At 40.9% G+C, this 25,032-nt stretch carries 24 protein-coding genes; 6 read left to right on the plus strand and 18 right to left on the minus strand.

Annotated elements, in window-relative coordinates; translation table 11 throughout:
• Positions 1-31 precede the first annotated feature (31 nt).
• The 12 genes from rpsB to ylqF all read right to left on the minus strand — a co-directional run bounded on the left by rpsB (position 32) and on the right by ylqF (position 12,926).
• Positions 32-799, minus strand: a complete 768-nt coding sequence (rpsB, locus tag ERX37_RS03600) for a 30S ribosomal protein S2 (RefSeq protein ID WP_133429269.1) — start codon at positions 797-799, stop codon at positions 32-34.
• Positions 800-949: 150 nt separating this feature from the next.
• Positions 950-1,723, minus strand: coding sequence for a GTP-sensing pleiotropic transcriptional regulator CodY (gene codY, locus ERX37_RS03605; protein ID WP_133429666.1), 774 nt, complete (start codon positions 1,721-1,723; stop codon positions 950-952).
• 14 nt (positions 1,724-1,737) lie between these two features.
• Positions 1,738-3,129: an ATP-dependent protease ATPase subunit HslU gene (gene hslU, locus ERX37_RS03610; protein WP_133429270.1), complete on the minus strand. Its 1,392-nt coding sequence runs from the start codon at positions 3,127-3,129 to the stop codon at positions 1,738-1,740.
• The gene (hslV, locus tag ERX37_RS03615) at positions 3,126-3,650 is read right to left on the minus strand and encodes an HslVU peptidase proteolytic subunit (protein WP_268234309.1); all 525 of its coding nucleotides are present in this window, start codon (positions 3,648-3,650) and stop codon (positions 3,126-3,128) included. The genes hslU and hslV overlap by 4 nt, the downstream gene beginning before the upstream one ends.
• Before the next feature lie 14 nt (positions 3,651-3,664).
• Positions 3,665-4,537, minus strand: a complete 873-nt coding sequence (gene xerA / locus ERX37_RS03620) for a site-specific tyrosine recombinase/integron integrase (protein ID WP_133429271.1) — start codon at positions 4,535-4,537, stop codon at positions 3,665-3,667.
• A 59-nt stretch (positions 4,538-4,596) separates the two neighbouring features.
• Positions 4,597-5,901: an FADH(2)-oxidizing methylenetetrahydrofolate--tRNA-(uracil(54)-C(5))-methyltransferase TrmFO gene (trmFO, locus tag ERX37_RS03625; protein ID WP_133429272.1), complete on the minus strand. Its 1,305-nt coding sequence runs from the start codon at positions 5,899-5,901 to the stop codon at positions 4,597-4,599.
• Positions 5,902-5,986: 85 nt separating this feature from the next.
• Complete coding sequence (gene topA, locus ERX37_RS03630) at positions 5,987-8,062, minus strand: type I DNA topoisomerase (protein ID WP_188352337.1); 2,076 nt, start codon at positions 8,060-8,062, stop codon at positions 5,987-5,989.
• Between the two features lie 59 nt (positions 8,063-8,121).
• Entirely contained in the window at positions 8,122-8,982 is an 861-nt protein-coding gene (gene dprA / locus ERX37_RS03635) for a DNA-processing protein DprA (protein ID WP_133429274.1), read from the minus strand.
• A 151-nt stretch (positions 8,983-9,133) separates the two neighbouring features.
• Positions 9,134-10,042, minus strand: a complete 909-nt coding sequence (gene sucD / locus ERX37_RS03640; protein ID WP_133429275.1) for a succinate--CoA ligase subunit alpha — start codon at positions 10,040-10,042, stop codon at positions 9,134-9,136.
• 17 nt (positions 10,043-10,059) lie between these two features.
• Entirely contained in the window at positions 10,060-11,229 is a 1,170-nt protein-coding gene (gene sucC, locus ERX37_RS03645; protein WP_133429276.1) for an ADP-forming succinate--CoA ligase subunit beta, read from the minus strand.
• Positions 11,230-11,311: 82 nt separating this feature from the next.
• The gene (locus tag ERX37_RS03650) at positions 11,312-12,067 is read right to left on the minus strand and encodes a ribonuclease HII (protein WP_133429277.1); all 756 of its coding nucleotides are present in this window, start codon (positions 12,065-12,067) and stop codon (positions 11,312-11,314) included.
• Positions 12,054-12,926: a ribosome biogenesis GTPase YlqF gene (gene ylqF, locus ERX37_RS03655; protein WP_133429278.1), complete on the minus strand. Its 873-nt coding sequence runs from the start codon at positions 12,924-12,926 to the stop codon at positions 12,054-12,056. Before ylqF ends, ERX37_RS03650 begins: the two co-directional genes overlap by 14 nt.
• An 85-nt stretch (positions 12,927-13,011) precedes the next feature.
• Between ylqF and ERX37_RS03660 the strand changes: the two genes are divergently transcribed.
• The 4 genes from ERX37_RS03660 to ERX37_RS03675 are packed head-to-tail and all read left to right on the plus strand — an operon-like array spanning position 13,012 to position 19,501.
• Positions 13,012-13,947 carry a glycosyltransferase family 2 protein gene (locus tag ERX37_RS03660; protein ID WP_133429279.1) on the plus strand — a complete coding sequence of 312 codons (936 nt, stop codon included), beginning with the start codon at positions 13,012-13,014 and terminating at the stop codon, positions 13,945-13,947.
• Entirely contained in the window at positions 13,940-14,323 is a 384-nt protein-coding gene (locus ERX37_RS03665; RefSeq protein ID WP_133429280.1) for a GtrA family protein, read from the plus strand. The genes ERX37_RS03660 and ERX37_RS03665 overlap by 8 nt, the downstream gene beginning before the upstream one ends.
• A complete protein-coding gene (locus tag ERX37_RS03670) occupies positions 14,313-16,898 on the plus strand; it encodes a YfhO family protein (RefSeq protein ID WP_133429281.1) in 2,586 nt (861 codons plus the stop codon). Before ERX37_RS03665 ends, ERX37_RS03670 begins: the two co-directional genes overlap by 11 nt.
• Positions 16,895-19,501, plus strand: a complete 2,607-nt coding sequence (locus ERX37_RS03675; protein WP_133429282.1) for a YfhO family protein — start codon at positions 16,895-16,897, stop codon at positions 19,499-19,501. The genes ERX37_RS03670 and ERX37_RS03675 overlap by 4 nt, the downstream gene beginning before the upstream one ends.
• Positions 19,502-19,549: 48 nt before the next feature.
• On the opposite strand, the gene rplS is transcribed toward ERX37_RS03675, so the two are convergent.
• From rplS to rpsP, 5 genes are all read right to left on the minus strand, one after another.
• Positions 19,550-19,897, minus strand: a complete 348-nt coding sequence (gene rplS / locus ERX37_RS03680) for a 50S ribosomal protein L19 (RefSeq protein ID WP_133429283.1) — start codon at positions 19,895-19,897, stop codon at positions 19,550-19,552.
• Between the two features lie 139 nt (positions 19,898-20,036).
• On the minus strand, positions 20,037-20,762 hold the full coding sequence (trmD, locus tag ERX37_RS03685; protein ID WP_133429284.1) for a tRNA (guanosine(37)-N1)-methyltransferase TrmD: 726 nt from the start codon (positions 20,760-20,762) through the stop codon (positions 20,037-20,039).
• Positions 20,759-21,259 (minus strand): ribosome maturation factor RimM, encoded by a 501-nt coding sequence (rimM, locus tag ERX37_RS03690; RefSeq protein ID WP_133429285.1) that lies wholly within the window; start codon positions 21,257-21,259, stop codon positions 20,759-20,761. The genes trmD and rimM overlap by 4 nt, the downstream gene beginning before the upstream one ends.
• Positions 21,260-21,301: 42 nt before the next feature.
• Positions 21,302-21,529 carry a KH domain-containing protein gene (locus tag ERX37_RS03695; protein WP_133429286.1) on the minus strand — a complete coding sequence of 76 codons (228 nt, stop codon included), beginning with the start codon at positions 21,527-21,529 and terminating at the stop codon, positions 21,302-21,304.
• Positions 21,530-21,534: 5 nt separating this feature from the next.
• Positions 21,535-21,810, minus strand: coding sequence for a 30S ribosomal protein S16 (rpsP, locus tag ERX37_RS03700; RefSeq protein WP_133429287.1), 276 nt, complete (start codon positions 21,808-21,810; stop codon positions 21,535-21,537).
• A gap of 143 nt (positions 21,811-21,953) precedes the next feature.
• Here rpsP and ERX37_RS03705 point away from each other — a divergent pair, with 143 nt between their 5' ends.
• Positions 21,954-22,253: a hypothetical protein gene (locus ERX37_RS03705; protein WP_133429288.1), complete on the plus strand. Its 300-nt coding sequence runs from the start codon at positions 21,954-21,956 to the stop codon at positions 22,251-22,253.
• A gap of 36 nt (positions 22,254-22,289) precedes the next feature.
• On the opposite strand, the gene nagE is transcribed toward ERX37_RS03705, so the two are convergent.
• Positions 22,290-23,741 (minus strand): N-acetylglucosamine-specific PTS transporter subunit IIBC, encoded by a 1,452-nt coding sequence (gene nagE, locus ERX37_RS03710; RefSeq protein WP_133429289.1) that lies wholly within the window; start codon positions 23,739-23,741, stop codon positions 22,290-22,292.
• Positions 23,742-23,861: 120 nt separating this feature from the next.
• Between nagE and nagA the strand changes: the two genes are divergently transcribed.
• Entirely contained in the window at positions 23,862-25,010 is a 1,149-nt protein-coding gene (gene nagA, locus ERX37_RS03715) for an N-acetylglucosamine-6-phosphate deacetylase (protein WP_133429290.1), read from the plus strand.
• Positions 25,011-25,032: the final 22 nt, after the last annotated feature.

Raw genomic sequence — 25,032 nt, forward strand, 5'->3', positions numbered from 1 at the left:
GTGATAAGTAAACTTATCACCTTTAATCTGATTATGCTTCAGTCGTTTCTTCAGCTTTAGCTTCAGTAGACTCTTTTAAATCGATATTTTGCTCAGCTGCAACTTCTTCATCAGAAACGCCTTGCTTCGCTTCAAGGATTGCATCTGCCATTTTACCTGTTAATAATTTAACGGCACGGATAGCATCATCATTCGCTGGGATAACATAGTCGATTTCATCTGGATCACAGTTTGTATCCACAATACCAACGATTGGAATGTGTAATTTTTTAGCTTCAGCAATTGCGTTACGCTCTTTACGAGGATCAACAACGAAGATAGCTGCTGGCATAGATTTCATGTCGCGGATACCGCCTAAGAATTTGATCAGACGATCGTATTCTTTTTTCAGTTCTACAACTTCTTTTTTAGGAAGTACGTCAAAAGTACCGTCTTCTTCCATTTTTTCGATTTCAGAAATACGTTTTACACGTTTGTTGATTGTTTTATAGTTCGTTAAAGTACCACCTAACCAACGTTGGTTGATGTAGAACTGACCTGAACGCTCAGCTTCTTCTTTAATCGCTTCTTGTGCTTGTTTTTTAGTACCTACGAATAAAACAGAACCGCCTTCTTCAGCGATAGATTTAACGAAGTTATAAGCTTCTTCAACTTTCTTAACTGTTTTTTGAAGGTCAATGATATAGATACCATTTCTTTCAGTGAAGATATATTTCTTCATTTTTGGGTTCCAACGACGTGTCTGATGACCGAAGTGAACACCAGCTTCTAACAATTGTTTCATTGAGATTACTGCCATTTTAATTTCCTCCTATTGGTTTATTCCGCCACTACAGGCAATTTCAGAACAGCAGAGCTGCACCACTGAAATACTGAGCCATAGTGTGTGAATTAGCTTTTTAAAAGCCGTTTATTAATATATCATATCTACTAAAAAAAAACAACCAAATTAATGGCTGTTTTCGAGTTCTTTCAGGAACTGTTCTTTTTTAATTTTTATGAATGTCCCCTTCATCCCTAGTGAACGCGATTCAATGACACCGGCACTTTCAAGTTTGCGCAGTGCATTGACGATAACTGAGCGTGTAATACCCACACGATCAGCCACTTTAGAGGCAACAAGCAGTCCTTCATTTGCATTCAGCTCTTCAAAAATATGTTCGATAGCCTCTTTTTCAGAATATGATAAAGAATTGATCGCCATAGTGATAGCTGCTTTATCACGAGCCTTGCTTGCAATCTCAGTATGTTTTTCACGCAGAATCTCCATACCAACGACTGTCGCTGCATATTCACCTAAAACTAAATCATTATCATCAAATGATTTGTCAACTCGGCCCAGCACTAAAGTACCAAGGCGTGTACCGCCGCCTTTAATTGGGATAATTGTTGTTTTACTGTCTTTGAAAAGATTCTCATTTTCAGGTGGGAAGACAGTCAGATTATTATCAAGCGCAATATTAGACTGAGTAGCATCGACTTTAAGAATATAGTCTGTATATTCACTTGGAATTTGACGCTGTTCAATTATCTTGATGATGCGTTCATTTTTCAGTAACTCATTCACACCAAAACCTAAAATCTTGCCTCGACGTGAAACGATGAATACATTGGACTGCATAACGCTACCTAAATGGTCGGCCATAATTTTGAAGTCGACAGCAAGACCTTCATGTTCCTGCAGCAATTTGTTGATTTCGCGTGTTTTTTCTAATAATGTCACCATCATAATCTCCTTTAGAGTATAAATTCACTTAATTTTTTATTCGTTGCGATTGTACCCAGTTTTGATTCCACATACTGTTTTGTAATCTCAACATGCGCATTCGGCATATCAGCTGCTTCAAAGGACAAGTCTTCAAGCATCTTCTCCATAATAGTATGCAGTCGTCTTGCACCAATATTATCTGTTTCCTGATTGACCTCGTAAGCCATCTCAGCGAGTCTCGTGATCGCCTCATCTGTAAACGAAATCGTCACGTCCTCAGTCGCCAGCAGGCTTTCATATTGGCGTAACAAAGATAATTTAGGTTCACGCAGTATTTTCTCGAAATCTTCTACTGATAACTTATTCAGTTCGACCCTGATTGGGAATCGACCTTGCAGCTCAGGAATCAGGTCACTTGGTTTCGATACATGAAAAGCACCTGCTCCGATAAAGAGAATATGATCGGTATTAACAGCACCATATTTCGTCTGCACGACACTTCCTTCTACAATCGGCAGAATATCGCGCTGCACCCCTTGACGAGATATATCCTGTCCGCTTTGAGAGCTGCAAGCGATCTTATCGATTTCATCAATAAAGACAATACCTAGCTGCTCAGTGAGCTGAACTGCTTCCTGATTCACAGATTCCTGATCAATCAGCTTGCCCGCTTCTTCATCCACTAGAATAGGACGCGCCTTCTTTACTGTCAGCTGACGTTCTACTTTTTTCTTCGGCATCATCTGGCTCAGCATATCCTGCATATTGTTGCCTGGCATATCCATGCCGAACGGCAGACCTTGTTCCTGCTCTACTTTTATCTTGATAACTTCATTTTCGAGTTCTCCGTTCATCAGACGTCGTTTAATGTCTGCACGCTTAGAGCTGATTTCAGGCGTCACTTCTTCTTCCTCTGTGTTATCCATTAAGTTAGGCATCTGTCCACCGAACAAAGCTTCAAATGGATTGCTGCCAGACTGCTGCTTTTTCTTCATTGCGGGCACTAACAGTTTCACCAGTCGCTCGTTAGCCGCCTGAGTTGCCTCATCCAGCACTTCTTTTTTCTTTTCTTCTTTTACTAATCTGACACCATTTTCTGTCAGATCACGAATCATGCTCTCCACATCTCGACCTACATAGCCCACTTCGGTATATTTGGTCGCCTCTACTTTGATGAACGGTGCACCGACGAGACGAGCGATTCGTCTTGCGATTTCGGTTTTACCTACACCAGTCGGTCCCATCATCAAAATATTTTTAGGGATGATTTCCTGTTGAAGCTGCTCATCAAGCTTGGAGCGGCGATAACGATTGCGTAAGCTGATCGCCACTTTTTTCTTTGCGTCCTCCTGCCCAACGATATGCTGATTGAGTTCGTTGACTATTTCTTTCGGTGTTAGCTTCAGTTTATTATTCATTATAACTCCTCCAGAATAATATGATGGTTCGTAAAGACACAGATATCAGCTGCAGTTTCAAGACTTGCTTCAGCAATTTCTTTTGCTGAGAGATGAGATGCATGCTTTTTCAGGGCGCGGCCGGCACTCAGTGCATAGTTACCACCTGAACCGATAGCGATAATATCGTCATCAGGTTGAATGACTTCGCCAGTACCACTTACCAAAAGTAATTCCTGATCATTCATAACAATCAGCATTGCTTCGAGCTGTCTGAGCATTTTATCGCCGCGCCACTCTTTAGCAAGTTCAACTGCTGCACGTGATAAGTTACCGTTATATTCAAAAAGTTTAGCTTCGAATTTTTCAAATAATGTAAAAGCATCTGCAACACTGCCCGCAAATCCGGCTACTACTTTGTCGTCAAAAAGACGACGAACTTTTTTAGCTGTCGCTTTCATAATGACTTGTTCACCAAGCGTTACCTGTCCGTCTCCTGCCATTGCAGTATGTCCCTTATGTTTAATTGCAAAAATTGTAGTCACTTATATTCACTCCTTCAGGCACGTGGATGTGCACTTAAATACGTTTTTCTGAGATGTTCCTTCGTCACATGCGTATATCTGCCAGTAGTCGATAGATTAACATGACCGAGTAAATCCTGTACGGTTCTAAGGTCAGCGCCCTCATTCAGCAGATGAGTCGCAAACGTATGACGAAGCATGTGCGGATGGATATGTGAAACTTGGCCCGTTCGTTTAATTATTTCATTCAGCACGTACCTGACACCTCTTGCTGTGAGTGGCTGACCTTGCTGATTAATCAGCAGATAATCATGATCTTTGGCATGCTGCCGTCTTAATAGTAAGTACACCCGCAGGCTCTTAACCGCAAAGCTGCCGAAGGGTACGATACGTTCTTTACTGCCCTTACCCAGTACTTTTAACAGCATCATTTCTTCATCAATATCTTCCAGCTTAATATTTACCAGCTCTGATACCCGAATGCCCGTAGCATAAAGTAATTCGAGAATAAGCTGATCGCGCACATGAAAAGGTTTGCCTTGATTGACTTCCGTAAATAATCTCTCCATCTCTTCTTCATAAAAGAATTGAGGCAAATATTTTTCATGTTTTGGATGAATCAGACTATCAAAGGGATTGACCGCTTCCTGATCCATTTGTAGAAACCTGTAAAATGTCTTCAGACTCGAGATTTTGCGGGAGACGGATGCACGGGTCAGCTGCTGATCGTACAGATAAACGAGGTACCCTCTGGCATCCCGATAAGCAAATGAATCAAGATTCAAGTGCTGGGAAGAAAGATAATCCACAAAGTGAAGCACATCCTGTGTATAGGCTTTTTCAGTATGAGCTGAAAATCCTTTATCATTAATTAAAAACCGGCTGAATGCCTCTACACGTTTATCCATTTCACACCTCATTTATCCGAATTGTATCACAATTCAGAATTTGTATTCAAACCATAGCCTTAGATTGTTACTTTAAACTGCTCAAGACTTTCCAGCGCTTTGTTCGCAAGCGTCTCATATCGCTCTTTTTTATCTTTAATTCTACGTTCAAGTGAAGGTAACAGACCGAAATTCGCGTTCATCGGCTGGAAGTTTTTCGCATTCGTATGAGTAATATAATGCGCCATAGCACCAATCATCGTTGAAGGTGGGAATACAATCGGTTTGAGACCACTTGCTACTTTAGCAGCATTGATACCGGCAATCAGTCCGCTGGCTGCACTTTCAACATATCCTTCCACCCCTGTCATCTGTCCAGCTAAGAAGAGATCTTCCTTACCTTTGAACTGATAAGTGGCTTCAAGATTGGTCGGTGAATTAATGAATGTATTACGGTGCATCACACCATAGCGTACGATATCTACATTTTCCAGTCCTGGAATCAACTGCAGGATTTCTTTTTGAGCGCCCCATTTCAGGTGTGTCTGGAAACCGACAATATTATAAAGCGTCCCTGCTGCATCATCCTGTCTCAACTGCACAACTGCAAAAGGTCTTTTACCCGTCTTAGGATCTTCAAGGCCGACAGGTTTCATCGGACCGAAAAGTAATGTTTTACGGCCGCGTTTGGCCATTTCTTCAAACGGCATACAGCCTTCAAAATAAATCTCTTTTTCAAATTCCTTTAAAGGCACAACTTCGGCTGCAAGAATCGCCTCGTAAAAAAGATCAAACTCCTCTTCTGTCATCGGACAGTTTAAGTAAGCAGCCTCTCCTTTGTCGTAACGTGACTTCAAGTATACTTTGTCCATATTTATTGAATCTTTCTCAATAATAGGGGCAGCGGCATCATAGAAGTAGAGATGCTCCTGACCTGTCAGTTCCTGAATGCTTTTAGAAAGAGTTTCAGTCGTCAACGGCCCTGTTGCAACAATTGTCGGTCCATCTGGTATAGCATGAATTTCCTCATTAAAAACTGTAATGTTAAGATGGTTTTTCAGTGTCTCTGTGATATATCCACTGAATTCATGACGGTCAACTGCCAGTGCGCCCCCAGCTGGTACACTCGCAGCATCAGCTGCTTTCATCACCAGTGAGTTCAGACGACGCATTTCTTCTTTAAGTACACCTACTCCATTTGTAAGTGCGTTACCACGCAGTGAATTTGAACATACGAGTTCAGCAAACTTATCCGTATGATGGGCAGGCGTCTGCTTCACCGGTCTCATTTCGTATAGATTCACCTTAATATTTCGTTCAGCAAGCTGATAGGCTGCTTCTGAACCTGCAAGTCCTGCTCCGATTACATTTACTGTTGTCATCATAATTCCTCCTTAATCCTTAATGATTGTAATATATTCTGATAATTAAATAAACTAAAAGAACGATGTGCAGCTGCACATCGTCATTTTATTGTGGCTTTTCTTCGTATTCACAGTTTGGACAGACAACCTGTATATTTTTCCCTTTTTTGCGTTCGACAAGCTGTGTCTCACACTTCGGACATTTTCTTGATACAGGTTTATCCCATGAGATGAAATCACATTCAGGGAAATTAGTGCAGCCATAGAAAATTCGATTCTTCTTAGATTTACGCTCTACAACTTCTCCGTCCTTACATTTAGGACAAGGCACACCAATTGATTTAACAATGGCTTTCGTATTACGGCAATCCGGGAAATTGGAGCAAGCCATGAACTTACCATAGCGTCCCATTTTAATCACCATAGGAGAACCACACTTCTCACAGTCTTCTCCAGCCGGTTCATCCTTGATTTCAATCTTTTCCATTTCTGCTTCAGCACGTTCAAGATCAACTTTGAAGTTTTCATAGAAAGCAGAAATTACTTTCTTCCACTCCATTTCACCATTAGCCACACGGTCAAGTAAAGCCTCCATGTTAGCAGTGAACTCCGCTTCGACAATCTCAGGAAAATATTCTTTTACACTATCATTGACGATGACACCTAATTCTGTCGGATAAAACTTCTTCTGATCGACTTTGACATAATTTCGTTTCTGAATTGTATCAAGTGTCGGTGCATAAGTAGAAGGACGACCGATTCCTTTTTCTTCCAACGTCTTAACAAGACGCGCTTCCGTATAGCGAGGTGGCGGCTGAGTAAAGTGCTGATTTTCTGCAATATCAGTTGCTTTAACTTTATCGCCAACGACCAGCTCAGGTAATCTGTTCTCGCCTTCCTCTGCATTGTCATCCTGACCTTCCACGTAGACACTCATAAATCCTTTAAATTTGATTGTCTGCCCATTTGCACGGAACTTGATGTCACCTTGTGTTAAATCCACTGCAACAGTATCGATGACAGCGGGTGCCATCTGACTCGCCATAAAACGTTCCCAGATCAATTTGTAGAGACGCAACTGATCCCGTGACAGATAATCTTTCATTGAATTCGGTGTACGGAGTGCTGACGTCGGACGAACAGCTTCGTGGGCATCCTGTGCACCTTCTTTTTGTTTTGCTTCCTTGCGCTTAGATAAAAACTGTCCGCCGTAATTTTCCTTGATATAGCCTGCTGCCTCTTCTTTTGCGGTAGCAGATATACGTGTAGAGTCTGTTCTCATATATGTGATCAGACCGACTGTCCCTTGTTTCTTCAAGTCAATCCCTTCATAAAGCTGCTGTGCAAGCATCATCGTTTTACGTGCCTTAAAATTCAGCTTACGTGCTGCTTCCTGTTGAAGAGATGAGGTTGTGAAGGGGTTAGCAGGATTTCTAAGCTTCTCTTTCTTTGAAACATCAGTTACATCAAACTGGTCACCCGATAGCTGGCTGACAATTGCCTGGACGTCACTGCTTGATTTTAATTTCTTCGCTTTATTATTTTCATGCAGGAATTTAGCCTTGAATTTTACTTTATTATGTTCAAATGTTCCGTCAATCGTCCAGTATTCTTCAGGTTTAAATGCATTGATTTCATTTTCACGGTCAATAATCAATTTAAGTGCTACTGACTGCACACGTCCAGCAGACAACCCTTTTTTCACCTTTTTCCATAAAACAGGTGAAATATTATAGCCCACAAGTCGGTCTAGTGCACGTCTAGCCTGCTGTGCATCAACCAGTTCATGCTTGATTTCTCGTGGTGTCTTAAAACTATCCTTAACCGCTTCCTTAGTGATTTCATTAAAAACCACGCGGGATTTTGCTTTTTCATCAATATCCAGTATATGTGCTAAATGCCAGGCAATCGCTTCACCTTCGCGGTCCGGGTCACTTGCGAGATAAACATGTTTCGCTTTTTTCGCATGTTTTTTTAAGTCCTGAACAACAGGCCCTTTACCACGAATCGTAATATATCGAGGTTCAAAATCATTTTCCACATCAATGCCCATCTGACTGCGAGGTAAATCTCTGACATGTCCCATAGAGGCGATGACTTTAAATTTTTTTCCTAAATATTTTTCAATGGTTTTTGCTTTTGCAGGCGATTCAACAATGACAAGATTCTCTGCCAATTGTATCTCCCCTTTTCAACTCGTTTTCAAGTGTAAATGATAACGGTAGGGTCAGATGCTGTCAATTATTTAATTTTCAGACTGTTGAAGTCTTCCAGAATATCCGTTGCTTTCAGACACATTTTTGCACCCTCAAATATTTTAAGATTACTACCTTCTGAATGCAGGCTTGTAACAGGTCCAGGTATGCAGTAAACATTGCGATTCTGGTCCAGGGCCTGGTCAAGTGTAATCAAGCTGCCACTGCGTTTCTTTGATTCTATGACCAGTACACCGTTTGCGAGACCGCTGATCAGCCGGTTACGTTCAGGAAACTGCCATGTTCTGGGCCCGGCAAAAGGCGGATACTCACTCACCACCAGCTGGTGACACTCCATATACCGTCTGAGTATAGCAGTTTCATCCGGATAATGATGCAGATGTCCAAAACCAAGCACTCCTATTGTTTTTCCGCCATGCTTCATAGCTGCAAGGTGTGCATCAGCGTCCGTTCCCTTGGCCAGACCACTGACGATTGTCAGTGCCGGTACAAGTTCAGGCATCAGTTGATTCAGGACATCTATCGTATAGAATGTGCGTTCCCTTCCTCCTACAATGGCAAGTGCATCGCCGCTCAATAATGATTTATCCCCTCTATAGAACAGAATAAAAGGAAAATCATAAATCTGCTTAAGTAAAGACGGATAATCATGGTCATCATAAAAAAGCAGTTCAATGCCATCAGTCTGCAGGCGATGCTTAATACGTTCAGTGTCCAGTTCTTTTAGACGCTGCAATTTTGACTGCAGCCTGCTATCCCCGCTGCCTCTCAGTAACATTTCATATTTGGTCTGAACAAAATCGAAACAGCCAAATTTTCTATAGTACTGGTGCAGCTGTTTCGTTGAGAATCCGGCATAAATCAGTTTGAGAATGTGCTCGTTCATTTCAATCACCTCACTGCTAGCTTAAAGCACAGATGTTAAGGATGAATGACAGCACGTTAATTTATATGTCCGACATTGTAAATTTGGCGGAGAAATAAATTTAAAATTAAACCAACGCAAAAAAGGCAGACCACAGTCTGCCTAAACTTCATTATTTAACTGTTAAACATTTTTCGTACAAGCCCTCTTCTTCTTTAATACGTTCAACTAATGTTGAACCGATATCAGATGGTGTCGCAGCTGTTTTGATGCCAGCTGCATTCATCGCTTTAATTTTTTCCGCAGCTGTTCCTTTACCGCCAGAGATAATCGCACCGGCATGGCCCATACGTTTTCCTGGAGGTGCAGTCTGTCCACCGATAAAGCCGACGACTGGTTTTGTCATATTCGCTTTCACCCATTCTGCCGCTTCTTCTTCAGCAGTTCCACCGATTTCACCGATCATGACAACCGCAAGTGTTTCAGGGTCATTGTTGAAAGCTTCCAGGCAGTCAATAAAGTTAGTACCGTTAACAGGGTCTCCGCCGATACCGACAGCTGTCGTCTGACCGATACCGAGCTGTGTTAACTGATGAACTGCTTCATAAGTGAGAGTGCCTGAACGTGATACTACGCCGACATGACCTTTTTTGTGAATGTATCCTGGCATGATACCAATTTTACACTCATCAGCTGTGATGACACCTGGACAGTTCGGTCCAACCAGACGTGTCTTCTTGTCTTGCATATAGCGTTTTACTTTAACCATATCAAGTACTGGGATATGTTCTGTGATACAGATGGCAAGATCAAGTTCAGCATCTACACATTCTAAAATTGCGTCTGCAGCGAATGGAGCCGGTACATAAATGACTGATACTGTAGCGCCTGTTGCTTCAACTGCTTCTTCTACTGTATTGAAAACCGGTACGCCTTCAACTTCCATGCCACCTTTACCTGGTGTGACACCCGCAACAATCTGTGTACCATATTCAATCATTTGTTTTGTATGGAAAAGAGCTGTAGAGCCCGTGATTCCCTGTACTAATACTTTTGTATTTTTATCAATAAATACTCCCACGAATTTCTCCCCGCTTCCTATTTAGCTTGTTTAACTAATTCAACGATTTTCTGAGCGCCTTCTGCCATTGTACCTGCCGGTGTAATAGCTAAGCCTGAGCTTGCCAGAATTTCTTTACCTTGTTCTACGTTAGTACCTTCTAAACGTACGACAAGCGGAATAGTCAGTTCAAGTTCTTTTGCAGCTGCAACAACACCTTCAGCAATAACATCACACTTCATAATGCCACCGAAGATATTGACAAAAATACCTTCAACTTTATCGTCACCAAGGATGATTTTGAAAGCTTCTGTAACTTTCTCTTTCGTTGCACCGCCCCCTACATCAAGGAAGTTCGCCGGATTGCCGCCGAAATGGTTAATCGTATCCATCGTTGCCATCGCAAGACCTGCACCATTTACCATACAGCCGATGTTGCCATCGAGCGCGATATACGCAAGGTCATATTTAGATGCTTCGATTTCTTTTGGATCTTCCTCTTCCAGATCACGTAATTCAACGATATCTTTATGGCGGAATAATGCATTTGAATCAAAGTTAATCTTCGCATCAAGTGCAAGAACATCACCAGAACCCGTTGTAACAAGTGGGTTGATTTCAATGATAGACGCATCTTTCTGAATGAAAACATCATAGAGACCCATCATGATTTTAACTGCTTTATTGACAGATTCTTTCGGAATATTGATATTGAACGCAAGTCGACGAGCCTGATATGGCATTAAACCGGTTACAGGATCGATCACTTCTTTGAAGATTTTTTCAGGATTAGATTCTGCTACTTCTTCAATTTCAGTACCGCCTTCTTCAGAACCCATTAAGACAACTGAATCAGTTGCACGGTCTAATACGAATCCTAAATAATATTCTTTCTGGATATCGCAGCCTTCTTCGACAAGTAAACGTTTGACTTCTTTCCCTTCAGGACCCGTCTGGTGAGTAACCAGAATTTTACCTAAAAGTTCTTCAGCATAACCTTTTACTTCGTCCAGATTTTTAGCAATTTTAACACCGCCGGCTTTACCACGTCCTCCCGCATGAATCTGCGCTTTGACGACGTATACGCCTTCTTTTAGACCCTTTGCTACTTCTACAGCTTCCTCAGGTGTATAAGCAACTGAACCGTTTGGTACAGCTACACCCATTGAGCGAAAAATTTCTTTCCCTTGATACTCATGGATATTCATTTTCCATCCTCCTAAATTACGGGTTAAATTCTGCTTACGCTTCAATTATAGAAAATGTAAGCGCTATTGTAAACGGATTTTCTTACACATCCTTGACAATCGTCTTAATCGGTTCAAAAGTACGCCTGTGAATAGGGGTTACACCATACTGACTGAGCCCTTCCAGATGTTTTTTCGTGCCGTATCCAGCATTGTGCTTAAAATCATAGCCTGGATATTTCACATCATAATCTGCCATCAATCTGTCTCTATATTCTTTTGCAATAATGCTCGCTGCACCGATAGATACGCTGCGCATATCCCCTTTAATAATCGATTCTTCAATAAGCCCGGTATTCAGCTGCATCGCATCTATCAGCAGAACTGTAGGCTTTATTTTCAGACCTTGAACTGCACGAGTCATCGCCAGTTTTGAGGCTTCATATATATTGATGTTATCGATTTCTTCAACTGAAGCCATACCGATTGCATAATCACTCACTCGTGCAATCAGATCTTGTTCAAGCTGCTGACGTTTTTTCGCTGACAGTTTTTTTGAGTCTGTCAAGCCAGGATAGTAATGTCCCTCATCCAATATAACGGCACAGGCTACAACAGGTCCTGCGAGCGGACCACGACCTACTTCGTCAATACCACAGATCACTTCACCAGGATAACGTGCTTCAAATTCTGATGCGGCTATATAGTTCTCAAGTAAACCTGCTTCATTTTCAATTTGTTTTAACCGAGCAGCGATTAATTTTTGTGCGCCGACCCGTTTGTCTTCACCGAACAGTTCTGTTATTTGCTGTGCGTCTGAGTGACTCTGGAGTACAATTTTAAGCTCATTCAGCTTCATCTGCTGCTAATTCCTCAACTCTATCAAATGTGTAACGGCCAATTTTTGCATTTCTGATATCACGCACGACCAGTTCAATCACAGATTCATAGTCAATTTCGTTGCCCTTATTTTTCATACCGCGGCTTAAGCCGATCTGATCAAAAATCGTTAAGTACGGATCATCTGCTTCAATCTGGATATTGTAGTGTTTATTCAATGTGTTGATATCATGCTGCTGCAGGTATTCAAGTCCATAAATAGCGACTTCATCCAAATGAACAATCGTATCTTTAATAGCACCTGTCAGACTCAGTTTTTTACCGACGATCTGATCCTCAAATTTCGGCCACAGAATACCTGGCGTATCCAGCAGTTCCAGTGTCTTACCTACTTTAATCCACTGCTGTTTCTTAGTTAAGCCAGGTGTATTACCCGTCTTCGCAATTGTTTTCTTCGCAAGTCTGTTGATTAACGTTGATTTCCCTACATTCGGAATACCGACAATCATAGCCCTGATAGCTCTTGGTCTTAAGCCTTTTGCGGCCAGTCGTTCAAACTTCTCTTTTGTTACTTCCTCAGCTGCTTTGACAACCATATTTAAATTTTTACCGTTTTTTGAGTCAATCATAACGGGATAGGCACCCGTTTGCTCAATATGCTGCATCCACTTCTTCGTCTCTCGCGGATCGGCCATATCCATCTTGTTGAGCAGGACAACACGTGGTTTATCCTTAATGATGTCGCTGATCATCGGATTACTGGATGAATAAGGAATACGTGCATCGAGCAGTTCGAATACACAATCTACCATCTTGAGTTGTTCTGTTACTTCCCGTCTTGCTTTGGCCATGTGACCTGGAAACCATTGTATCGTCATTAAAATTACCTTCTTTCATAATACTTTTGTCATTTCATGTTATGATAATGTTTGATATTAAACACTAGTTTTTAAAGGAGTCAGTATGAAATTATCACTAATCATCCCCATATATAATGAAGAAAAAAATATAAATCGTCTTCATCATTCTATCACACAAATCATGGTGAATAACCACTATGATTATGAACTTATCCTTGTAAACGATGGTTCCGCTGATCGATCCATCCATATGATTGAAGCACTGAGCAAGAAAGACGAGCATGTCAAGTATGTCTCATTCTCCCGTAATTTCGGTAAAGAATCTGCTATGCTTGCCGGCCTGCGCTCTGCAGCAGGAGATGCTGCTATCATTCTAGATGCAGACCTACAGCACCCTCCTGAACTTATTCCGCAGTTTGTTGATGCATATTATGAAGGCTATGATCAGGTTGTTGCGCGTCGTGACCGCGATGGTGAAAACATCATCAGAAAAATCCCGAGTCAGCTTTTCTACAAACTCATCAACCGGACTGTCGATGTTGAACTGGTGGACGGTGAAGGTGATTTCAGATTGATATCACGAGTTGTTATCGATGCCATTCTATCACTTGATGAATATAACCGTTTTTCAAAAGGAATTTTCGACTGGGTCGGATACAGTAAAAAAACCATTCCTTTTAAAAATGTTAAACGAGAAGAAGGTCAGTCTTCCTTCTCTTTCTTCTCACTTCTTGATTATGCCATTGACGGGATATTAAGCTATAACAATAAACCATTACGTGTCTGCTTTTATTTCGGGGCTATCACGCTTACCATCTGCCTGCTCTATATATTGACGACACTAATCAAAATTATTTATCAGGGGATTGATGAACCGGGTTACTTTACCATCATCTCTTCAATTCTGTTTCTCGGAGGCGTTCAGCTGTTCAGTCTCGGCGTCATTGGTGAATATATCGGCCGCATTTACTATGAAAGTAAGAAACGTCCTCACTTTATCGTAGAGAAGACGAATGTGGAGAAACTGAAGAATGACTAAATTATTCAGCTCTGCCTTCATTCGTTTTATCATCGTCGGTGTTATCAATACAGTCAATTATTACATCATGTATTTGCTGTTACTTAATATAGCGCCTTATATGGTCAGTCATGTATCAGCATTTCTCTGGTCCTTTATTTGCTCATATTATTTAAACTGTTATTTTGTCTATCATGTTAAACCTAAGATTTCTACATTTCTGAAGTTTCCGTTGACACAAATCATCAATATGGGACTGCAGACTGTCCTACTGATGTTATTCGTTAAAATGAGACTGGATGAAAGACTCGCGCCTTTTCCAGCTTTAATCATCACTGTTCCTGTCACTTATCTGATTGCAAAATATATTTTTGTTGAGGGTGAATATGAAAAATAAAAAGACATTCTTATATCCGCTTATTTTTTTACTGCTCGCTGTCATCGGCCATAGCTTTTATATTTATCGTTTCTTTAAAGACGGTACCATTTTTACCGGTCCGAATGATGGTCTGGAACAGATGCTGCCATTCCAGCTGTTCCTATATGACAAATGGTCTCATGGTCAGTTTTTCTATGATATGAATTTCGGACTGGGTGGAGATTATTATACAGATCTCGCCTATTATTATTCTACTTCCGTCGTATTCTATGTGAATATGGTGGTTATATGGTGGCTTGATCTGCTGTTTCATTTCAAGACCGACAGCATCCAGTTCTGGGCTGTTAATGCGTTTTATGTTTCTGTCGTAAAATCAGCTGTAGCGATGTATTTCACTTATCTGTATCTGCGTTATTTAAAAGTCAGCAGGATGCCTGCAATGTTAGGGGCTTTCTTATTTTTAACATCTGCTATTTACTTCAGGTTTACATTGTACTGGTCATTTTTCTCAGATGTTTTTATTTTCCTTCCATTATTACTGCTTGGCATCGAGAAATATATACAGGATAAAAAGAAAATATGGTTTATCGCTGCTGTCACATTGTCACTGATTAATAATTTTTACTTCGCCTATTATCAGATGTTGTTCGGTGTGATTTACTTTGTACTGCGTATGGCCTTCCGTTCTGAAGATGACCGTGCGACCCGCAAAGATCAGTGGATTGCCTTTTTGACCATGACTTTACTCGGTACAGGAATGTCACTGTTCAGTTTCTTTTACGGCGTTAAAGGGTTCCTGCAGAACGACCGGGCACCGTATGAAGATGGGATGAAACTTTTTAATAACTTTGATCAGCACGCCAATATTTTCTATGATAATTATCTGATTATCGTACTCTACATTACGTTACAGGCACTGTTTACATTTAAGTTTTATCGTCATTATTTTTACCGTTTCTTTGCCCTGATGACCATTGCATTACTTTATTTAAGTTTTATGCCGTTCATCGATTCAGTATTCAACGGCTTTTCAGCACCGCAGAAACGCTGGCACTATTTACTGACTTTTTTTTCAAGTGGTCTGATTGCCATGTATATCGCCAAGTTCCGTCAGATTTCGGTGCAGAACTATCTTTATTCTCTCATCCCTGGTTTTATTATCATCATTCTTTCTTACATCTATATCGATAAGAAAGTCGAATGGGTATGGTATCTACCTGTAATCGCAGGGATCGGTCTTATTGTACTGCTCACTAGAAATAAAACATTTAATCATTATTTCTACTATGCACAAATAGCTGTGATTATGCTGTTCAACTGGCATGTCGTTAAAGAACACAATCTTTATGACAACTATAATCCAGGCATCGATGACCGTGCGAAGATGTCCTATATTGAATCCAGCACTTATAATTCTCAAGTTCAACAGCAGATTATTGATAATCTGAAAAAGAAACTGAAACCAGGTGAAAGAATTGACTGGCGTGTACTCGAACAGGATAATACACCCCTTTATCAGAACTTCCCAGGTGTCAGCCTGTATTCAAGTATATTTGATGGTTCACTTATCGATTTTTATTACAATGCTCTCATGATTAATTTAAAAGAGGAATCTATCAGCCGATACTCGACCTTTCAATCACGTAGTAATCTTGAATCATTATTTAATGTACGGTATCTGGTCAGAAAAGATTATCAGACCGATATCCCACTGAACTTTAAGTTAATTGACTCTAAAGAGAAGTATCGTATATACGAAAACACAGCTCCTCTTCCCGTCGCAAAAGTGACAGATACATACTACAATGAGAGCGATTTAAAAAATCCTCTCGAGCGAGAGCGGGCCATGATTAACGGTATGGTTACTGATGGCAGAGAAACGAATACTTCTCTTCCTGCAGTGAAGAATTTATTACCTGACAGTTCGATCACCACTTCAGGTGCCCAGTGGACTGAATATAATAAAACACTTGAAGTCAATCCTCCAAGTGGTGGTATTGTCATTGATCTACCTAAAGAGGCGCTTAATCAGTATGATGATTTTTATGTTGAACTCTATGCCGAATTGATTTCAGCTGAGAGTAACATTCAAATCAACGTAAATGGCTATGCCAACAACCGACTGTTTAAATCAAGTAAATATAGAACGCATCAGGATCATCTGCTGTATAGAGTCGCTAAGCCGGCGAACGGTAAAATACTGATCGGTCTTACAAAAGGAACTTATCACTTTACCGTAAAAGGGATATACGGTGAAAACTATCAGACTTTAACAGAGGCACCACGCAATAATGATATTAAATTTACGGCTGATGGTAATAAGATGAAAGTTGAACTGCACAATCAGAAGGCTGGTCATTTAGTAACGCCCATCATCTATCGTGATGGTTTAACCGCTCAAGTAGACGGTCAGCCGGTAGCTGTTGAACGCGGCAACTATTTAAAAGCTGCTGTGAAAGTGCCGGCAGGTGCTGAAGCTGTAACCTTCAAGTATGTGCCCCCTTATTTCTACCTTGTCACCAGCCTATCCATCTTGTCATTGCTGCTCACTATTATTTATTTAAAACCTGTGAAAAGGAAGCGTAAAAAATGAAGATAAAAACATGGGCAACTGTACTTCTGCTGTCCCTAGCTGCTCATAGTGTCGTTATCTATCGATTTATGACTGAAGGCATTCTTTTTTCTGGTAAAGGGGATAGCATCGCACAGATGATTCCCTTCCAGCTCTATTTATATGAACAATTTTCAAAGTTCAATTTTTTCTATGATATGGGATTCGGTATCGGGGGTGACTTTTTCAGAAGTCTGGCCTATTATTATTCGACCTCTCCAATTGCTTATCTTAATTTCGGAGTCATTTATATACTTGATCTGTTTCTGCCTCTGAACACAGGCAGTCCGGACTTCTGGTTTGTCAACCAGTTTATGGTGTCCTTTTTTAAGCTTGCTGCTATTATTTACATCACCTATCGTCTGTTCAGACTACTGGGTATTAATCGTTATGCAAGTATGGCCAGTGCTTTTCTTTATGGTTATTCAACGGTCTATTTCTTTTTCACATTTACGTGGAGTTTTTTCAGTGATGTCATGTTCTATTTACCGTTGACGATATACGGCATGGAACGCTTCTTTTCAGAGCGCAAGATCGGAATCTTTATCGTCGGGATCGCACTGACACTTCATTCCAATTTCTATTTCAGCTATTATCAGTTTATTTTTGTACTGTTCTACTTTAGTTATCGCACCCTTTATCACAAAAAAAGCGATGTCGTACGCTGGCAGACAAAAGTCGCTGTTATCATTATTGCATCTTTCATCGGACTGGCTATTAGTGCAGTCGGTTTCTCTACTGGCGTCACAAGTTATTTACTCAATGACCGTACGTTGCCGCCGATTAAATTAAAACCATTTATAGACTTTATTATTCACTACAATTTATTTTATGATGGCTACTATGCTGTCATTCCGTTTTTGACGGTTATGGCACTCTCGACTTTCAGACTTTATCGCAATTATACATTCAGACTTTTTGCAGTTATCACATGGCTCTTTATGGCGGGATCACTATCACCGTTATTTGATAGTTTCTTCAATGGCTTCTCCATTGATCAGAGAAGATGGGTCTATATGCTCGTCTTTTCATCTGCCGGTGTAATCGCCGTCTATCTTCAGCATCTGAAGTCTTTGACACTTAAAGAAGTCACAGTGTCACTCATTCCTGTGACGATTATCTACAGTCTTTCGATTATAGGTGCCGGCAAATCACTCGTCTGGCTCCTGTTCATCCCTGTTATCGTCATAATCATCATGCTGTATATTCAGCGCGGTAATAAGTCAGCCTACCAGTGCTTAATACTCACCATCATCGTGATGAATCTGTTCTTTGTCTACGATTACATGCGCGAGCAGATCGATACACTGCACCCATTTGAGGAACGTAACTTATCATTTGTTCAATCTGATAAATATAATAGTGAAGTACAGCGCTCTATTATCAGCAAAATTAAAGCTGAAAACCCTGCGTCTCGTATCGACTGGCAGACTTCTGCCACGCATAATACCCCCCTGTATCAGCACTTCAATGGGATCAAATTGTATTCAAGTATTTTCGACAAGGATATCTATCAGTTCTATGATAAGGAATTGAACGTCACAATGGATACTGACAGTAACAGTATTTACTACCGGCTCGGGGAACGTGCCAATCTATACAGTCTTTTCAACGTGGACCATTCCATTCGAACGGGCAACCCTGCGACACTGCCTTACGGCTTTGAACTGACGGATACTCGTCATGGCAGGGATAAGGACTATGAAATTTACCGTAATACTTATCAGCTCCCTAATGTACGTGTTACTGATAACATTTATAACGTCAACGAGCTGAATACACCACTCGACCGTGAACATGCGATGCTGACGGGTGTTGTCTTAAATCAACCGTCTAATTCACGAATAGAGCCTGCTCGTAATTTATTGAATCAGACTGAAATGAGACTCAACAATGCAACTTACGAAGGTGAGACGCTAGTAGTATCAAAAGAACAAGGTGGACTTGTATTGAAGCTACCTGACAATATTTCTGATCAATACAAAGACCTATATGTTGATCTAAGTATCGAACTTAAAACACCGAGTCGTTATCATTATGTCTGGATTAATGAAATTTATCAGTCACGGAAACCGCTCGACGATGATTACAGACGCTTCAATCCACGTATTACAATGCGCATTAAAGCTGATAAACTTATTCAACTGAAATTAATGACCGGGACTTATCATGTTAAAGTCAACGGAATTTACGCCGAAGATTATCAGACATTGAAAAAGGCTGTCAATCAGCCCCGGCATACACTGACTGAACAAAGAAATAAACTCACTGCCCATCTAAAACCTCATTCAGCAGGTTATGCTGTTATCCCTGTGCCTTACCTTAACGGTATGGAGGCAACAGTAGACGGTAAAAAAGCTGAAGTCAAGGAAGGCAACTACTTAATGACAGCTATCAAAGTAAATCAAGATGCAAAGGAAGTCAGTCTCACCTATACACCACCTTATTTCCATCTTTACCAGCTGATCAGCATTGTCGGAATCGTTATTGCCATCTGGTATAGCAGTCAGATAAGAAGAAAAAATAAAATATCGGCATTATCCAACGAAAAAGAAATTAACATCATAGCATCTCCTGCTGAATAAAATAGATAAAAAAATAAGCCTCTGACATTTGTCAGAGGCTTAAATGTATTAACGAATTTCTTTAATACGCGCAGCTTTACCACGTAAGCTACGTAAGTAGTAAAGTTTCGCACGACGTACTTTACCACGACGTAATACTTCGATTTTCTCGATTTTAGGAGTGTGGACAGGGAATGTACGCTCAACACCTACACCGTAAGAAATCTTACGAACCGTGAAAGTCTCAGAAATACCGCCACCGCGGCGTTTGATTACCACACCTTCGAAGACCTGGATACGTTCGCGAGTTCCCTCAACGATACGTACGTGAACTTTTAAAGTATCACCAGGACGGAATGATGGGATGTCAGTACGGAGTTGATCCTTCGTAATTGCATCGATTAATTTGTTATTCATTTTATTCTTCTCCTTCTTCCTATGTTCTTAAAAAAGTTCTTTTCAGCGGACCATAGTGATTATGTGTTTTCACACTCTTAGAATAGTATCACAATAAGACAGTCCTGACAAGAAGAAAATCTTGACAGCTTACCTTTTTTTATTCTTCATAGCCTAACTTCTTTAAATATCGAATGTCTGCCTCAGTCAGCGGATATTCATCCAGCAGATCCGGCCGGCGTTCAAATGTGCGGCGCAGACTTTCTTCATGACGCCACTCGGCTATCAGCTTATGGTTCCCGCTGAGCAGCACAGCTGGCACTTCCATGCCTTCATAGTTTGCGGGTCGCGTATAGTGCGGGTGTTCCAGCAAACCTGATGAGAATGAATCATCTTCATGAGACACTTCATTACCAAGTACTTCCGGCATCAGACGAACAATCGCATCAGTCATGGTCATAGCGGCTAGTTCTCCACCTGTCAATACAAAGTCACCGATAGAGATTTCATCAGTCACAAGTTCTGTACGTATGCGTTCATCATAACCTTCGTAATGACCACAGATAAAGACGAGATGCTCGGCATGTGCGAGTTCCTCAGCTTTTGACTGATTAAACGGCTGTCCCTGCGGACACATCAGAATCACACGTGTCTGGGCAGTTATATCAAGTGAGGCCATTGCATTGAAAACGGGCTCAGGCTTCAGCACCATACCTTGGCCCCCCCCATATGGATAATCATCTACCTGAAGATGCTTATTCTCAGAAAAATCTCTGAAGTTAACCGTATTCAGCTCAACCAGACCTTTATCCTGAGACCGCTTCATAATGGAATGATTCAATGTCGCAAACATTTCAGGGAAAAGAGTTAAATAATCTATTCTCAAGATAATAAACCATCCATCGCTTCAATCTCAATGGTCTTGTTCGCTACATCCACTTTTTTAACGACATCTTCAATATAAGGAATCAAATATTCTTTATCCCCTTTGACGACCCAGACATCATTCGCACCTGTCTCGAAAATATCAATGACTCGTCCGAATGGTTCTCCCTCATTGAAAACCGTACAGCCGATGATATCATGATAATAGAATTCATTCTCCTTGAGCGGGATTTCAATCTCATCAACTTCCTGATAAATATCTGCACCTTTGAATTTTTCGACAAAGTTAATATTTTCAAGACCTTCAAACTGCAGCAGATGAAAGTTCTTATGCGTGCGGTAAGTCTTAATCTTAACGATTGTCTCTTGGCTGCCCTGCTTGATGGTGAGTTCTTTACCAGGTTTGAAACGTTCGGCTGTGAAATCCGAAGCGGAGAGTACACGTACTTCTCCTTTAATCCCGTGCATGTTGACAATCTTACCTATATTAACTGACACGTTATCGCCTCCTATTAAAAAAAAGAGTACCATCAGGCACTCTTAATCAATTTCTACAAACACTTTCTTACCTGACTCGTGCCGGCCGGCTACTGTCAGCGTACGGATCGCCTTAATCAGACGTCCGTGCTTACCGATTACCTTGCCGGTCTCTTCTTTGTTGACACTGATATGATAGGTCACACTTGAATGCTGTATATCCTTAGTGATATGAATATCCTCTGGAAAATCAACGAGCGGTTCAATCATCGTTTGTAATAATTTTTCCATCGCAATTACTTCGCGATTTTTTGGTTATGGAATTTCTCCATGATACCTTGAGTAGATAAGATATTACGTACTGTATCAGTTGGTTTAGCGCCATCAGCTAACCATTTTAAAGCTAATTCTTCATCAACTTTGATTTCTGCTGCTGGTTTAGCAACTGGATTGTAAGTTCCGATTGCTTCGATGATACGACCGTCACGTGGCGCACGAGCGTCAGCTACAACGATACGGTAGAAAGGGTTTCTTTTTGAACCCATACGTGTTAAACGAATTTTAACTGCCATAATTTATTTCTCTCCTTTAGTTCTTTTCTCAAGTACTTACTATAACAGATAACAAATTCACTGTAAAGTATTTTTTCTTTACAGTTTAAAAATTATTTCATTCCAGCTGAACGAACTATATAATAGAAGGAAAGGAGGATATCATGACACAATATAAACATACATTCTACAGCATTATTTCATTTCTGATGGCTGCTATACTGACTTTCAGCAATGAAATCATTGCCTATCGATTGCAGTCAACACTGGCCTCTTTCACCACTCATGTTATGCTGTTTTTTATCACACTATTAATATTGCTTCTCGCTATTTATTTCGCTTATCAGGCATTTGTCAGAAGAAGAGATACGTTTAATATCAGTTTTCTATCGATTATCGGTCTGATGAGCATCATGGCGCTGCTCTTCAATATACTGATCATCGGTATTAACTGGAAAAAATAAAGACATTTCAGATTTTTTCTGAAATGTCTTTTTCGATTAATATTCCAGCTGCTTTTCTACTTCATCAGCCACCTGCTGAACATGCGTACCGATAATAACCTGAGCTTGCGTACGCCCGCTCTTCGTCACACCGACTGCTCCCCCTTGCTTCAACTTAGCATCATCAATCAATGTATTGTCCTTAACTTCCAGACGAAGCCGTGTAGCACAGTTGGTTAAACTGACGATATTAGCAGAACCACCCAGTCCATCAATCATCGAATGTGCCATAGCACTATATTTGCCGCCAGTTGCAGGCACAGTTTCATCCTCTGCGACCGCCATCACATCATCACCGCGTCCCGGTGTTTTCATATCGAACATTTGAATCGCTGCTCGGAAGATCACATAGTAGAGGACGAAGAATATTAATCCTTGAACTATTAACATCATGGGATGGTTCGCCATTGGATTCAATAATGATAACGAAAAGTCTATCAGACCTGCACTAAACGCAAAGCCTGCAGTCCATTGGAATAAAGCCGCAATGAAAAGAGACAGACCTGTCAATACAGCATGAATCAGAAATAGTCCGGGTGCCACGAACATAAATGCAAACTCAATCGGCTCAGTAATACCGACAAAAAATGCAGAAACTGATCCTGCCAGCATCAGACCCGCAACCCGCTTCTTCTGTTCAGTCTTTGCCGTATGATACATCGCGAGTGCCGCTGCCGGCATCCCAAACATCATCACTGGGAAGAAACCAGCCATATAACGACCTGTAATACCTTGTGTACCAGTACCTTGCTGGAAGTTGATAATATCATTTACATTGGCAATATCAAACCAGAATACAGCATTAAGTGCATGATGAAGACCTAAGGGAATAAGCAGTCGATTAAAGAACCCGTATAAACCTGCTCCCAGTGGACCCATACCTAAAATCCATTCTCCAAATGTAATCAGTGCAGAAAAGATAGCCGGCCATATAAAAAGTAGAATTAAAGCAATAAACATGGCACTGAAAGCTGTCATGATTGGCACTAATCGTTTACCGCTGAAAAATGAGAGAGCCATCGGAAGTTCAGTTTCTGAAAACTTATTATACATATACGCTGCGATCAAACCGATAACAATTCCTACAAACACATTGGAATTATCAATTTTCGCAAAGCCGGGATTAATTTTATCAACCGGTGTATTTAAAAATATAGAAACATTTTCAGGTTTCAGAATGGTCGTCACCATAAAAAAGCCGACGACAGCCGCCAGTGCTGCTGCACCATCATTTTTCTTCGCCATGCCAAGTGCTGTGCCAATAGCAAATAATAAACCCATCAGCGTCAGAATACTTAAACCAGCTGTCGAAAAGAACTGGCTGATAATTGTTTTTTCACCTGCGAATGCCTCAATTGTATTCCCTATACCCACGATAATTGCTGCTGCAGGTAAAATAGCAACAGGCAGCATAAGTGAACGTCCTAGTCTCTGAAAGAAACTTAACATTTAGAAACCTCCTTAAAATAGTTTGTTAAACTTTTCACTTAATAACCTTAACCGTTTTCATTCACTATTGCAATAACCTATTTATGATATAATGACAATATTCTTATAAGGAGTGATGACATGGGTTACGTACTTTCAAATGGTATCTTTTATACAGAAAAAGGAGCCGTTCAAGGTCATATCATTATAGAAGGAAAACAAATCGACTCTATCTCCCCTGGTGAATATACGGGTCCACTTGAATGTCATGACCTTGCCGGCCGTCATGTACTGCCCGGCTTCATTGATATTCATATTCACGGTGGTTATGGTGAAGACTTTATGGATGCTGACTTAATGGGTCTGCATCATCTCTCTCATTCGCTGCTTAGTGAAGGTACGACCAGTTATCTAGCGACGACGATGACTCAGTCTGAAGAAGCGATTACGACAGCTCTCTCCACATTAAAGGAATATCACACGCGCCAGTCTGAACAGGATGCAGAAATGCTCGGTATTCATCTGGAAGGTCCTTATATATCTGAATTCAAAGTCGGCGCTCAGAATCCTGATTTCGTCCAAAGACCCTCAGTGAATAATATTCTTCGATTACAGGAAAGTGCCGGTCAATTGATCAAAATTATTACATTTGCACCTGAAGTTGAAGGAGCAGACAAAGTGCTGGAGACGCTGCATCATGATATCATCTTCTCGATGGGTCATACGGTTGCGACGTTTGACGAGATGAATAAGGCCGCCTCTCACGGTGCAAGGCATATTACTCATCTTTATAATGCTGCTACTCCGTTCGAACATCGCAGTCCTGGTGCATTCGGTGCTGCCTGGACTAATGAAGCACTGTCGACTGAGATAATTGTCGACGGTATACATTCTCACCCGGCTGCTGTGGATATAGCCTATCGTCTGAAAGGGCCTGAACGCATGTTCCTTATTACAGATGCGATGCGCGCAAAAGGTATGGCTGACGGTACTTATGATCTTGGCGGCCAGAATGTCATTGTTAAAAATCATTCGGCACGTCTTGCAGATGGTACACTTGCTGGCAGTATCCTTAAGATGAATGAAGGCCTGAAAAATTTAATTGCTTATACCGATCGCAGCATCGAGGAACTATGGCGCGTCACAAGCTTCAATCAGGCCCAGTCTCTTGGCATAAGTGACAGAAAAGGCAGTATTAAACAAGGAAAAGATGCAGACCTTGTCGTACTCGATCAGGAGTTCAATGTCAGCATGACAATTAAAAGTGGACATCTTCATCACTTCAACTAAAAAAATGACATTTCAGAATGAA

It is taken from the genome of Macrococcus hajekii (assembly GCF_004359505.1).
Classification (GTDB): domain Bacteria; phylum Bacillota; class Bacilli; order Staphylococcales; family Staphylococcaceae; genus Macrococcus; species Macrococcus hajekii.